The sequence below is a fragment of the Mycobacterium sp. 1245499.0 genome, assembly GCF_001673615.1.
Lineage (GTDB): Bacteria > Actinomycetota > Actinomycetes > Mycobacteriales > Mycobacteriaceae > Mycobacterium > Mycobacterium europaeum_A.
In genome coordinates, this window is the sequence record NZ_LZMG01000235.1 from 1 (window position 1) to 12993 (window position 12993).

General features: G+C 69.1%; 14 protein-coding genes. 7 read left to right on the forward strand and 7 right to left on the reverse strand.

The window, feature by feature from the left end; all coding sequences use genetic code 11:
- The 3 genes from A5646_RS13205 to A5646_RS13220 all read left to right on the forward strand — a co-directional run.
- A partial coding sequence (locus A5646_RS13205) for an acyl-CoA dehydrogenase C-terminal domain-containing protein (protein ID WP_231998316.1) occupies nucleotides 1-506 on the forward strand: 506 nt, incomplete at its 5' end.
- Nucleotides 507-579: 73 nt separating this feature from the next.
- Entirely contained in the window at nucleotides 580-1374 is a 795-nt protein-coding gene (locus A5646_RS30405) for a DUF5666 domain-containing protein (RefSeq protein ID WP_197505185.1), read from the forward strand.
- Nucleotides 1375-1501: 127 nt separating this feature from the next.
- Entirely contained in the window at nucleotides 1502-2242 is a 741-nt protein-coding gene (locus tag A5646_RS13220; RefSeq protein WP_067022049.1) for a DUF5666 domain-containing protein, read from the forward strand.
- Between the two features lie 45 nt (nucleotides 2243-2287).
- Here A5646_RS13220 and A5646_RS13225 read toward each other — a convergent pair whose 3' ends face one another.
- From A5646_RS13225 to A5646_RS13255, 7 genes are read right to left on the reverse strand one after another with little or no spacing between them, the layout of a single operon-like run.
- Nucleotides 2288-2635 (reverse strand): metal-sulfur cluster assembly factor, encoded by a 348-nt coding sequence (locus A5646_RS13225; protein WP_066864419.1) that lies wholly within the window; start codon nucleotides 2633-2635, stop codon nucleotides 2288-2290.
- Nucleotides 2610-3098 carry a Fe-S cluster assembly sulfur transfer protein SufU gene (gene sufU / locus A5646_RS13230; RefSeq protein WP_156748934.1) on the reverse strand — a complete coding sequence of 163 codons (489 nt, stop codon included), beginning with the start codon at nucleotides 3096-3098 and terminating at the stop codon, nucleotides 2610-2612. The genes A5646_RS13225 and sufU overlap by 26 nt, the downstream gene beginning before the upstream one ends.
- Nucleotides 3095-4411 carry a cysteine desulfurase gene (locus A5646_RS13235; RefSeq protein ID WP_067022050.1) on the reverse strand — a complete coding sequence of 439 codons (1317 nt, stop codon included), beginning with the start codon at nucleotides 4409-4411 and terminating at the stop codon, nucleotides 3095-3097. The genes sufU and A5646_RS13235 overlap by 4 nt, the downstream gene beginning before the upstream one ends.
- A 1-nt stretch (nucleotide 4412) precedes the next feature.
- Nucleotides 4413-5195 carry a Fe-S cluster assembly ATPase SufC gene (gene sufC / locus A5646_RS13240; protein WP_066879306.1) on the reverse strand — a complete coding sequence of 261 codons (783 nt, stop codon included), beginning with the start codon at nucleotides 5193-5195 and terminating at the stop codon, nucleotides 4413-4415.
- Nucleotides 5192-6385, reverse strand: a complete 1194-nt coding sequence (gene sufD, locus A5646_RS13245) for a Fe-S cluster assembly protein SufD (protein ID WP_067022052.1) — start codon at nucleotides 6383-6385, stop codon at nucleotides 5192-5194. Before sufD ends, sufC begins: the two co-directional genes overlap by 4 nt.
- Nucleotides 6385-7833 (reverse strand): Fe-S cluster assembly protein SufB, encoded by a 1449-nt coding sequence (sufB, locus tag A5646_RS13250; RefSeq protein ID WP_066864446.1) that lies wholly within the window; start codon nucleotides 7831-7833, stop codon nucleotides 6385-6387. Before sufB ends, sufD begins: the two co-directional genes overlap by 1 nt.
- Nucleotides 7830-8603, reverse strand: a complete 774-nt coding sequence (locus tag A5646_RS13255) for a metalloregulator ArsR/SmtB family transcription factor (RefSeq protein WP_066864450.1) — start codon at nucleotides 8601-8603, stop codon at nucleotides 7830-7832. The genes sufB and A5646_RS13255 overlap by 4 nt, the downstream gene beginning before the upstream one ends.
- A 146-nt stretch (nucleotides 8604-8749) precedes the next feature.
- On the opposite strand from A5646_RS13255, the gene mptB reads away from it, so the two are divergent.
- From mptB to A5646_RS13275, 4 genes are all read left to right on the forward strand, one after another.
- On the forward strand, nucleotides 8750-10462 hold the full coding sequence (mptB, locus tag A5646_RS13260) for a polyprenol phosphomannose-dependent alpha 1,6 mannosyltransferase MptB (RefSeq protein WP_066864452.1): 1713 nt from the start codon (nucleotides 8750-8752) through the stop codon (nucleotides 10460-10462).
- Nucleotides 10459-11424, forward strand: a complete 966-nt coding sequence (locus tag A5646_RS13265; RefSeq protein WP_067022054.1) for an ABC transporter ATP-binding protein — start codon at nucleotides 10459-10461, stop codon at nucleotides 11422-11424. Before mptB ends, A5646_RS13265 begins: the two co-directional genes overlap by 4 nt.
- Nucleotides 11425-11501: 77 nt before the next feature.
- Entirely contained in the window at nucleotides 11502-12212 is a 711-nt protein-coding gene (locus A5646_RS13270) for an ABC transporter permease (protein WP_231997998.1), read from the forward strand.
- Between the two features lie 163 nt (nucleotides 12213-12375).
- On the forward strand, nucleotides 12376-12993 hold a 618-nt coding region (locus A5646_RS13275; protein WP_197499529.1), incomplete at its 3' end, for a heme A synthase.

Sequence of the window (12993 nt, forward strand, 5' to 3'; positions counted from 1 at the left end):
GACATCAGGTAGCCCGTCAGCGCGCCGGTCATCGCGGTCACGTCGTCGTACGCGGTCTGCACCAGCTGCGCGACCGGCTTGAGCGCCTCGTCGACGTTGTCGATGGTCGCCGTGATCTGTCCCGTCAGGAACTGCAGCGCCTGGCCCCGGTCGCGCAGCTGGTGCAGACCGCGTACGACGACGTGACCGCGATGACCGGCGCGCTGACGGGCTACCTGATGTCCGCGGCGCAGCAGGCGGACGAGATCTACAAGGTGGGCCTGGGATCGGTGCGCTACCTGCTCGCGGTCGGCGATCTGCTGATCGGCTGGAGGTTGCTGGTGCAGGCAGACATCGCGCACCGCGCGCTGGCGAATGGCGCGGGCGACGACGAAGCGTTCTACCGGGGCAAGGTCGCGACCGCGGGGTTCTTCGCCAAGAACATGCTGCCCAGGCTGACCGCGCTGCGCGGGGTCATCGAATCCATCGACGACGACATCATGAAGGTGGCCGAAGCGGCCTTCTGAGCGCCCACAGGTTGGGCACAGGTTAAACGGGTAAACCCTTACGTTGGCTTTAACCGACGAATGGAGAACGTTGATGTCTGCCAGCTGTCACGCGCCCCGGTTCACCCGCCTCGCGGTCTTCGCCGTCGCGGGGGCCACCGCGCTATCCCTGTCCGCCTGCGGCTCTTCGAACAAGTCCAGTCCGCCGTCGACCTCGACCTCGACCTCGACGTCGGTCGTGACGTCGACGACCACCTCGGCCACCCCGAACGCCGAAGCGCGGGTGAGCGGCCTGATCGCCTCGGTGGCGGGCAACTCCATTCAGGTCACCAAGGAAGACAACGCGACCGCTTCGGTCAACTTCACCTCGACCACCAAGATCACCGAGGCGGTGCCGGCCGGGCTGCCGGACGCCACCCCCGGCAGCTGCGTCAGCGTGAAGCCGACGGAGGGAACGACGCCGGCGCCCGGACAGCCCGTCACCGCCGCGTCGGTGAAGATCAGCCAGTCCGTCAACGGCGCCTGCCCGAAGCCGCCGCAGTCCGCGCCCGGCGGTTCCACCACCACGCCGCCGTCTCTCCCGCCGTCAAATGCGCCCACGAAGCCGGCGTGGGTGCGCGGCTCGGTGGCGTCGGTGTCCGGTAACACCATCAACCTGACCAACACCGATCCCAACGGCAACACCACGCAAACGGCCGTCACGGTCGACGACAAGACCAAATACAGCAAGCAGACGCCCGCCAATACCGACGCGATCACTCCCGGCAAATGCCTGTACGCGCGGGGCACCCAGGACAACGGCGGCGCGCTGCAGGCGACGAGCATCAATCTACGACAGGCTGTCGACGGCAAATGCGGCAAGCCCAAGCAGCCCGGCCAGGGTGGCTGACCCCAGCTCGGCTGACTGAGATTGCCGTCACTCCCGCCGGCGCGGCGTGAAAACCGCGTCCGGCGGGGGTATTTGCCTACGACGGCGAAACGCGTGATCGGAGATGAGTGCTGTGCCTGCCCTATCGTTGAAGACCCGGCGGACGCAGATCGCGCTCGGCGCCGTCATCGCCTTCCTCGTGCTGTGCGTCGCCATGTGTGGACCCTCCCACGACGCGTCGAACAGCAGCGCGCCACGCGCCGTCACGGCGGTCCCGCCCAGCGGGGCGCCCAACGCTGCGCCGCCACCGGCGCCGGCGCCCCCGCCAGCCCCGCCGATAGGCAAGGACTACGTCGAAGGCATGGTGCAGTCGAATTCGGGTGGCACGGTCGCCCTTCGGACGAGGACCGGTTCGGCGACGGTGGACTACACGCCGCAGACCATGGTCATGGACGTCACCCCGGCGAAGCTGACCGACGTGACGCCCGGCAGTTGCGTGAACATCAAGGCCACCCCGCAAAGCGCGCCGCCGCCGGCTGCGATCACCGCGCAGGCGGTGACGGTCACCCCATCCGTGGACGGCAAATGCCCGCCGCCCGCCGGGTTCTACGGCACGGTCGCCTCGGTGTCGGGTAACACCATCGCCGTCAACGGTCTGGGCCCCAGCGGCCCTGGCGCCTCCACCAACGTGACCGTCGCCGGGTCGACCTCATACCAGCGGCAGACCCCATCGGACACCCAGGCGATCACGAACGGGAAATGCATTGGGGCACAAGGGATTCAGGACGGCGGGGTGCTGCACGCGGCGATGATCAGTGTGGAGAGCTGCCCGCCGATGGGGCACCCGCATCACCACCTGCACCTGCCGCACCTGCCCTTCCACCTCTAGTGGCCGGGACGCCGACAGCGCGCGGTAAAGCGCGAAAAGCGTTTATCAGACGGTGAAGCCGAGGGCGCGCAATTGCTCGCGGCCGTCCTCGGTGATCTTGTCCGGACCCCACGGCGGGTTCCACACCCAGTTGATCCGCAGGTCGTCGACGAGGCCGGCGCCCACCAAAGCGCTGCGTGACTGGTCTTCGATGACGTCGGTCAGCGGGCAGGCCGCCGACGTCAGCGTCATGTCGATCAGCGCGACGGTTCCCTCCTCGCCCGCCTCGACGTTCAGCCCGTAGACCAGTCCCAGGTCGACGACGTTGATGCCGAGTTCGGGGTCGACGACGTCACGCATCGCCTCCTCGAGGTCGGCGAGGAATTCCTCATCCTGCGCGGTGGTTTCGCTCATCCATGACCTCCTGAAACTCTGTAGCCGCTTTGGCCAACGCATCCTTGAACGCCATCCACCCCAGCAGCGCGCATTTCACCCGCGCGGGGTATTTGGCCACCCCGGCGAACGCGATCCCGTCGCCCAGCACGTCCTCGTCGCCCTCGACGGTGCCACGCGAGGACACCATCTCGGTGAAGGCGGTGATGGTTTTGAGCGCGTCGCCGACGCTTTGCCCGATCACCTGCTGGGTGAGCACCGAGGTCGCCGCCTGGCTGATCGAGCAGCCCTGCCCGTCATAGGACACGTCGGCGACGGTCTCGCCGTCCTCGGACAGCGCCACCCGCAGGGTGACCTCGTCACCGCAGACCGGGTTGACGTGAAACACCTCGGCGCCGAACGGTTCCCGCAGCCCGCGGTGCTGTGGGTGCTTGTAGTGGTCCAGGATCACGTCCTGATACATCTGCTCGAGACGCAATGTCAGCCTCTCCCAACCCGTGGCGGCGACCCGCCGCGCCCGGCTTCGCCGCGCTTGCGATCGCCTACGAAGAAATCCAGAGCGCGGCGCACGCCGGCGACCAGACGCTCGACCTCCTCGGTGGTGTTGTACACCCCGAAGGACGCCCGAGCCGTGGCCGCCAACCCGAACCGGCGGTGCAGCGGCAGGGCGCAGTGGTGGCCCACCCGCACCGCGACGCCCTCGTCGTCGAGCACCTGGCCGACATCGTGGGCGTGCACGCCGTCGACGACGAACGACACCGGCGAGGCGCGGTTCTCCATGGACGTCGGGCCGACGATGCGCACGGCGTCGATACCGGACAAGCCGTCGATCGCCGCGGCGACCAGCTGGTGTTCGTGGGCCTGCACGGCGTCCATGCCGATGGCCGCGAGATAGCGGGTGGCCGCGCCCAGCCCGACCACCTGCGATGTCATCGGGGTGCCGGCCTCGAACCGCTGCGGCACCGGCGCGTAGGTGGACGCTTCCATGGTCACGGTCTCGATCATCGAGCCACCGGTCAAGAACGGCGGCAACGCCGACAACACCTCGCCGCGGCCGTACAACACACCGATACCGTTGGGCCCCAACATCTTATGGCCGGAGAATGCGGCGAAGTCGACGTCCAGGGCGTGGAAGTCGACGGGCTGGTGCGGCACCGACTGGCAGGCGTCCAGCACGGTCAGCGCGCCCACCGCCCGCGCCCGGCTGACCAGTTCGGCCACCGGGGCCACCGCGCCGGTCACGTTCGAATGATGGGTGAAGGCGACGACCTTGACGCGTTCGTCGAGCTGCAGCGAGTCGAGGTCGATGCGCCCGTCGTCGGTCACGCCGTACCAGCGCAGCGTCGCCCCGGTGCGCCGGCAGAGTTCCTGCCACGGAACCAGATTGGCGTGGTGCTCGAGCTCGGTGGTGACGACGACGTCACCCGGTCCGACGGCGCGTTCGAAGCGCTTGTCCCCCAGCACATACGACACCAGGTTGAGCGCCTCGGTGGCGTTCTTGGTGAACACCAGCTCTTGGGCGTCGGCACCCACGAACGCGGCGATGTCGGCGCGGCCCTGCTCGTAGGCGTCGGTGGCCTCCTCCATCAGCTGGTGCGCACCGCGGTGCACGGCGCCGTTGGAGGTGAGCAGGAACTCCCGCTCGGCGTCGAGCACCTGCAGCGGGCGCTGGGACGTCGCACCGGAATCCAGGTAGGCCAACGGGTTTCCGCTGCGCATGACGCGCTTGAGGATCGGGAAGTCGGCGCGGATGGCCGCGACATCCAGGGGTGGGACCGCCGCCGAAGGTGTAGCCATGTCAGGCCCCGGCGGCCGCCGCTTGGGTGAAGCGGACGTAGCCGTTCTGCTCGAGTTCGTCGGCCAGCTCGGGACCGCCGGATTCGGCGATGCGTCCGCCGACGAACACGTGCACGTATTCGGGGCGGATGTAGCGCAGGATGCGGGTGTAGTGCGTGATCAGCAGGACGCCGCCGTGCTCGGTCTCCGCGTAGCGGTTCACGCCCTCGCTGACCACCCGCAGGGCGTCGACGTCGAGTCCGGAGTCGGTCTCGTCGAGGATCGCGATCTTGGGCTTGAGCAGTTCCAGCTGCAGGATCTCGTGGCGCTTCTTCTCACCGCCGGAGAAACCCTCGTTGACGCTGCGCTCGGCGAACGCCGGGTCGATTTCCAGCGAGCCCATCGCCGCCTTGACCTCTTTGACCCAGTGCCGCAGTTTCGGGGCCTCACCGCGCACGGCGGTCGCCGCCGAGCGCAGGAAGTTCGACACCGAGACGCCGGGCACCTCGACGGGATACTGCATGGCCAAAAAGATTCCGGCACGGGCGCGTTCGTCGATGCTCATCGCCAACACGTCCTCGCCGTCCAGCGTGATGGAGCCCGAGGTCACCGTGTACTTGGGGTGACCGGCGATGGCGTAGGACAGCGTCGACTTGCCCGACCCGTTGGGGCCCATCAACGCATGTGTCTCACCGGATTTCACCGTCAAGTCGACGCCGTTGAGGATGGGAATCTCACGTTCGGATTCGGCGGCGTTCGGGTTGACGACGCTGACGTGAAGGTCCTTGATTTCCAGAGTGGTCATGAGGCTGTTGTTTCCGTCTTTTCGGTTAAGGCCAGTTCGTGTTCGATGGCCGCGGTCAGGCGTTCCCGGATCTCGGGCACCCCGATCTTGGAGATGATCTCGGCGAAGAAACCGCGGATGACCAGGCGGCGGGCCTGCTCCTCGGGGATGCCGCGGGAACGCAGGTAGAACAGTTGCTCGTCGTCGAAACGGCCGGTGGCACTGGCATGTCCGGCGCCGACGATCTCGCCGGTCTCGATCTCGAGGTTGGGCACCGAGTCGGCGCGCGCCCCGTCGGTGAGCACCAGGTTGCGGTTCACCTCGAACGTGTCGGTGCCGGTGGCTTCGGCGCGGATCAGCACGTCGCCGATCCAGACGGTGTGCGCGTCGGGCAGCGCGGAATCCGGATCGCCTTGCAGCGCACCCTTGTACAGCACGTTCGACTTGCAGTCGGGCCGGGCGTGATCCACCAGCAGCCGCGACTCCAGGTGCTGGCCGTCGTCGGCGAAGTACAGGCCCAGCAGCTCGGCGTCCCCGCCTGGGGCGGTATAGCGCACGTTGGCCGTCAGCCGCACCACCTCGCCGCCGAGCGTGACGGCGACGTGGCGCAGCACCGCGTCCTTGCCCAGCTTGGCGTGGTGCATGCTGACGTGCACCGCGTCGTCGGCCCAGTCGGCGAGCCACACCACGGTGAGCCGGGCGGCGTCGTCGACGACGAATTCGACGTTGTCGGCGTAGGTTCCGCTGCCCCGCTGGTCGATGACGACGACGGCCTCGGCGAGCTCGGCGACCCGGACCTGCAGGTGACCGTAGGCCACCGCGCCCTCGCCCGGGCCGGTGACGGTGATGCCGATCGGCTCGGCGATGCGGGTGTCGCGCTCGACGGTGACCAGCGTCGCGGAGTTGAACGACGAAAACGCTTGCGCGGCAACCCGGTCGGTGGGCACCCCGCCCTGGCCGAGCCGCTCGTCGCCGCGCGAGACGCTCTCGACCCGCAGGCCGGGCCGCTCGGCGACGCTGATCCCGGCCTTGCCGGTGGCGCGCGCCGAGCCGTCGTGCAGGCCGCGCAGCCGGCGCAGCGGGGTGAACCGCCAGAGTTCGTCGCGGCCGTGCGGGACCTCGAACGCGTCCACCTCGAACGAGGAGAACAGCTCGCCCTTGTTGGCAGCGGCGAGGGCCGAACCCTCAACCGCTTCGGTCAGATTCGTCACTAGCCGACCGCGCCTTCCATCTGCAGCTCGATCAGCCGGTTCAGCTCGAGCGCGTACTCCATGGGCAGCTCTTTGGCGATCGGCTCGACGAAGCCGCGAACCACCATGGCCATGGCCTCGTCCTCGGTCAGGCCGCGACTCATCAGGTAGAACAGCTGGTTCTCGCTGACCTTGGACACGGTGGCCTCGTGGCCCATGGTGACGTCGTCCTCGCGGATGTCGACGTAGGGGTAGGTGTCGCTGCGGCTGATCGTATCGACCAGCAGCGCATCGCATTTCACGCTGGACCGCGATCCGTGCGCGCCCTTGTTCACCTGCACCAGGCCGCGGTAGGAGGTGCGGCCGCCGCCGCGGGCCACCGACTTGGACACGATGTTGCTCGACGTGTTCGGGGCCAGGTGCAGCATCTTCGCGCCGGTGTCCTGGTGCTGGTCTTCACCGGCGAAGGCCACCGAGAGCACCTCGCCCTTGGCGTGCTCGCCGGTCATCCAGACCGCCGGGTACTTCATGGTGACCTTCGACCCGATGTTGCCGTCGATCCACTCCATGGTGGCGCCGGCCTCGGCGCGGGCCCGCTTGGTGACCAGGTTGTAGACGTTGCCCGACCAGTTCTGGATCGTCGTGTAGCGAACGCGCGCATTGGGTTTCACGATGATCTCGACCACCGCGGAGTGCAGCGAGTCAGACTTGTAGATGGGCGCCGTACAACCCTCGACGTAGTGCACGTAGGAGCCCTCATCGGCGATGATCAGCGTCCGCTCGAACTGGCCCATGTTCTCGGTGTTGATCCGGAAGTAGGCCTGCAGCGGGATGTCGACGTGCACGCCCTTGGGCACGTAGATGAACGAGCCACCGCTCCACACCGCGGTGTTCAGCGCGGAGAACTTGTTGTCCCCGGCCGGGATCACGGTGCCGAAGTACTCCTGGAAGATCTCCGGGTGCTCGCGCAGCGCCGTGTCGGTGTCCAGGAAGATGACGCCCTGCTTCTCCAGGTCCTCCCGGATGGAGTGGTAGACGACCTCGGATTCGTACTGGGCCGCGACGCCGGAGACCAGCCGCTGCTTCTCGGCTTCGGGGATGCCCAGCTTGTCGTAGGTGTTTTTGATGTCCGCGGGCAGGTCGTCCCACGTCGCCGCCTGCTTCTCGCTGGAGCGCACGAAGTACTTGATGTTGTCGAAGTCGATGCCCTCCAGGTTCGAGCCCCAGTTCGGCATCGGCTTGCGGTCGAAGATGCGCAGCGCCTTGAGCCGGGTCTGCAGCATCCATTCGGGCTCGTTCTTCTTCGCCGAGATGTCGCGGACGACGGCCTCCGACAGGCCGCGCTGGGCGCTGGCGCCGGCGACATCGGAGTCCGCCCAGCCGTAGCCGTACCGCCCCAGGGAGGCGATCGCCTCTTCCTGGGTCAGCGGCGCGGTAGCCGTCTTGCTGGCCTCGGGGGTGAGTGTCATCGAGACGCTCCTTTGATGCTCGTGGTGTCGGTCATACGGCGCGGGCTGGGCGCCGTGCTTGATGCCTGGGTCAGGGGTACGTGCGTGGTGCAGGCGCAGTCGCCGTTGACGATGGTCGCCAACCGCTGGACGTGGGTGCCCAGCACCTCGGCCATGGCCTGTTGCTCGGCGTCGCACAGCTCGGGGAATTCCTCCGCGACGTGCGACACCGGGCAGTGGTGCTGGCAGATCTGCACGCCGTGGATCGGCCCACCGACCTGCGTGGTCGTGGTGACGTAGCCGGCCTTGGTCAGTGCGGTGGCGATGCGGTCGGCGGCCGCCTCGACGTCGGTGTCGGCCGCGCTGTCGGCCGCGGGAACGTCGGCCAGGATGGCGTCGATCCGCTGCCGGGCGAACGCCTGCACCGCCTCTTCCCCACCGATTTCGCGCAGTTGCCGCATGGCCGCCGCGGCAAGGTCGTCGTAGGCGTGGTCGAGCTTGGCCCGCCCGGCCGAGGTCAGCCGGTACCGCTTGGCGGGACGCCCGCGCCCCGCCTGCTGCCACGCGGCGGGCGCCGTGGCCTCGGCGTCGCCAGCCTCGATCAGCGCGTCGAGGTGGCGTCGCACACCGGCGGCCGTCAAACCCAGCCGGTCACCGATCTCCGCGGCGGTGATCGATCCGGACTCCAACAGCAGGCGCACGATCGCGCGGCGGGTGTGACCATCCGGCACCGGCGCGCCGACGTCGGCCACGCCGGTAGCGGCCCCATCGGGGCTGGTTCGGATTTTCACAACACCAGTGTGACGCAATTCCGGGGATCGGTCTAGCAAGGGTCCCCTGTGCTGGCGTCGCGATGCTCACACCAACCGCCCGATCGCCCGGCTCCTCACCGCCCGCAACGTGCGGTCCGCCTCGTCGGCCGGGCTAGGCTGCTCTGATGGCAGCCCGCCACCACACGCTGAGCTCGTCGATCGCGAGCCTGCACGGCGACGAGCAAGCAGTGGGCTCGCCGCTGAACGATACCGAGCTCACCGCGCTGCGCCGCACCCGCCTGTTCGGTGCCGCCGGCACCGTGGTGATGGCGATCGGCGCGCTGGGCGCCGGCGCGCGTCCCGTTGTGCAGGACCCCACCTTCGGGGTGCGGCTGCTCAACCTCCCGTCGCGGATCCAGACGGTGTCGTTGACCATGACCACCACCGGCGCCGTCATGATGGCGCTGGCCTGGTTGATGCTGGGCCGGTTCGCGCTGGGCAACCGGCGGATGTCGCGCGGCGACCTGGACCGCACCCTGCTGCTGTGGGTGCTGCCGCTGCTCATCGCCCCGCCGATGTACAGCAAGGACGTCTACTCCTACCTGGCGCAAAGCCAGATCTCGCTGGAGGGCCTGGACCCCTACCGGGTGGGCCCGGCCTCCGGCCTGGGGCTGTCGCACATCTTCACGCTGTCCGTGCCGACGCTGTGGCGCGAGACGCCCGCGCCGTACGGGCCGCTGTTTTTGTGGATCGGGCGCGGCATCTCGGCGGTCACCGGGGAGAACATCGTCGCCGCCGTGCTGTGCCACCGCCTGGTGGAGCTGCTCGGGGTGGCCCTGATCGTGTGGGCGACCCCGCGCCTGGCCCGGCGCTGCGGCGTCGCCGAAGTCAGCGCCCTGTGGCTGGGCGCGGCCAATCCGCTGCTGATCATGCATCTGGTGGCCGGCGTGCACAACGAGGCGCTGATGCTCGGCCTGATGCTGGCCGGGGCGGAATTCGCGTTGCGCGGCATCTCGGATGGCAAAGCGCCGCGCCTGCTGCCCCACTCCTGGAAGCTCGGGCCGGACTGGGAGCCGCTGGGGATGCTGGTCGCCGGCGCTGTGCTGATCGTGCTGTCGTCGCAGGTGAAACTGCCGTCGTTGCTGGCGCTGGGCTTCGTCACGATGGCCCTGGCCTACCGCTGCGGTGGCACCCTGCGCGCGCTGCTGCTGACCGGCGGCGGCATGGCGGTGCTGTCGCTGGCGGTGATGGCGCTGGTGGGCTGGGCCAGCGGGCTGGGCTTCGGCTGGATCTACACGCTGGGCACCGCCAACGTGGTACGCAGCTGGATGTCGCCGCCGACGCTGCTGGCGCTGGGCACCGGGCAGGTGGGCATCCTGCTGGGGCTGGGCGATCACACCACCGCGGTGCTGGGGCTGACCCGTGCGATCGGCGTGCTGATCATCATGGTCATGGTGGCCTGGTTGTTGCTGGCCGTCTTCCGCGGCCGGCTGCACCCGATCGGCGGGCTGGGCGTGGCGCTGGGCATCACGGTGCTGCTGTTTCCCGTCGTGCAGCCCTGGTACCTGCTGTGGGCCATCATCCCGCTGGCTGCCTGGGCGACCCGCACCGGCTTCCGCGTCGCGGCGATCGTCATCAGCCTGGTCGTCGGGATCTTCGGCCCCACCGCCAACGGCGACCGGTTCGCGCTGTTCCAGATCATCGACGCCACCCTGGCCAGCACCGTCATCGTCGTGGCGCTCATCGCGCTGACCTACACCCGCCTGCCCTGGCGCCGCCCGCCCGTCCTGGGCACCGAATCCGACGGCCCACCCGTCACCGACGAGACGGCACCGCCGCAGCCTCCGTCGCCCCCCCGCCCGGCGCCGGCACATGGCGCCTACGCTGATTCCACGTGAGCTCGGCCTTTCCAGAATCGCGCAAATCCCCTGACACGGTGGTGCGGCTGCGCGGCGTCACCAAGACATACGGGTCCGGCGCGACCGCCGTCGAGGCCGTCGCCAACCTCGATCTCGAGGTGCACGCCGCCGAGGTGCTGGCCCTGCTCGGCCCCAACGGCGCCGGCAAGACGACGACGGTGGAGATGTGCGAGGGCTTCGTACGGCCCGACGCCGGCACCATCGAGGTGCTCGGCCTGGACCCGATCGCCGACAACACGCGGCTGCGGGCGCGCATCGGGGTGATGCTGCAGGGCGGCGGCGGCTATCCCGCGGCGCGGGCCGGCGAGATGCTCAATCTGGTGGCCGCCTACTCCGCCGACCCGCTGGACCCCGCCTGGCTGCTGGACACGCTCGGCCTCACCGACGCCGCCCGCACCACCTACCGGCGGCTCTCCGGCGGCCAGCAGCAACGCCTGGCGCTGGCCTGTGCGCTGGTCGGGCGCCCGGAACTGGTGTTCCTCGACGAGCCCACCGCGGGCATGGACGCGCACGCCCGGCTGCTGGTGTGGGAACTGATCGACGCGCTGCGCCGCGACGGTGTGACGGTCGTGCTGACGACGCATCAGCTCAAGGAGGCCGAGGAACTCGCCGACCGGCTGGTGATCATCGACCACGGGGCGACGGTGGCCTCCGGCACGCCGACGGAGCTGATGCGCAGCGGGGCCAAGGACCAGCTGCGGTTCAGCGCACCGCCGCGTCTGGATCTGTCGCTGCTGTCCGCCGCCCTGCCGGAGGACTACAAGGCCACCGAGGTGACGCCGGGCGAGTACCTGATCGAAGGGCACATCGACCCCCAGGTGCTGGCCACCGTCACCGCGTGGTGCGCGCGGATCGACGTGCTGGCCACCGACATGCGCGTCGAGCAACGCAGCCTCGAGGACGTGTTCCTCGACCTCACCGGCAGGAAGTTACGGCCTTGACCGACAACGAGATTCGATCCAGCGTCTTTCCCGCGGGCACCTTCGCGCCCGACCCGCGGCCCAGCGCGGTGCCGAAAATGCTTGCCGCGCAGTTCGGTTTGGAGCTCAAGCTGCTGCTGCGCAACGGCGAACAGCTGCTGCTGACCATGTTCATCCCGATCACGCTGCTGGTCGGGCTCACGCTGCTGCCGCTCGGTTCGTTCGGCCAGCACCGCGCGGCCACCTTCACCCCGGTCATCATGGCGCTGGCGGTGATCTCGACCGCGTTCACCGGGCAGGCGATCGCGGTCGCCTTCGATCGGCGTTACGGCGCGCTCAAGCGGCTCGGCGCCACCCCGCTGCCGGTGTGGGGCATCATCGCGGGCAAGTCGCTTGCCGTGGTCGCCGTGGTGTTTTTGCAGGCAATCCTGTTGGGCGCCATCGGTTTTGCGCTCGGCTGGCGACCGGAACCGGCGGCGTTGGCGCTGGGCGCGGCGGTGATCGCACTGGGCACCGTGGTGTTCGCGGCCCTGGGGCTGCTGCTCGGCGGGACGCTGCGGGCCGAGATCGTGCTCGCGGTTGCCAACCTGATGTGGTTCGTGTTCGCCGGCCTCGGCGCGCTGACCGTCGAAACCGGCATCACCCCGACCGCGGTCAAGTTGGCGGCCCGGCTGACCCCGTCGGGCGCGCTCACCGAGGCGCTGTCGCAGGCGATGACCATGTCGGTGGACTGGTTCGGGGTGATCGTCCTGGCCGCGTGGGGCGCGGTGGGCGCGCTGAGCGCGCTGCGCTGGTTCCGCTTCACCTGACGGTCGCATCGGGCTCTTCACCTGACGTTCGGGTCGGGCTCGCGACACTTAAACCACGCACACGACACGCCGCTATCGGTGTACGTGGTTTAAGTCTCGGCGCACCCCTCCGTACTACAGCTCGTAGTTTTCGGTGGCTTAGGATCGGGCCGTGGTTGGACGGATGCTGTTGCGCGCGGTGGACCTGCTGCCCAACCCCAGCCTGGGCGTGCAGCGCCTGATCGCCGCGGCCGTCATCCTCACCCAGGGCGGCATCGCCATCACCGGCGCGATCGTGCGCGTCACCGCGTCGGGCCTGGGCTGCCCCACCTGGCCGCAGTGCTTTCCGGGCAGCTTCGTGCCGGTGGCCCACGCCGAGGTGCCACGCATCCACCAGGCCGTCGAGTTCGGCAATCGGATGGTCACCTTCGCCGTCGTCATCACGGCGGCGCTGGCGGTGCTGGCCGTCACCCGGGCGCGACGGCGCCGCGAGGTCCTCGTCTATGCCTGGCTGATGCCGGTGTCCACCGTCGTGCAGGCGGTGATCGGCGGCATCACCGTGCGCACCGGGCTGCTGTGGTGGACGGTGGCGGTCCACCTGCTGACGTCGATGACGATGGTGTGGCTGTCGGTGCTGCTCTACGTGAAAGTCGGCGAACCGGACGACGCAGTGGTGCGCGAGCGGGTCGTCCGGCCGCTGCGCGCGCTGACCGCGCTGTCCGGCTTGAACCTGGCCGCCGTGCTGGTCACCGGCACGCTGGTGACGGCCGCCGGCCCGCACGCCGGTGATCGCAGCCCCACC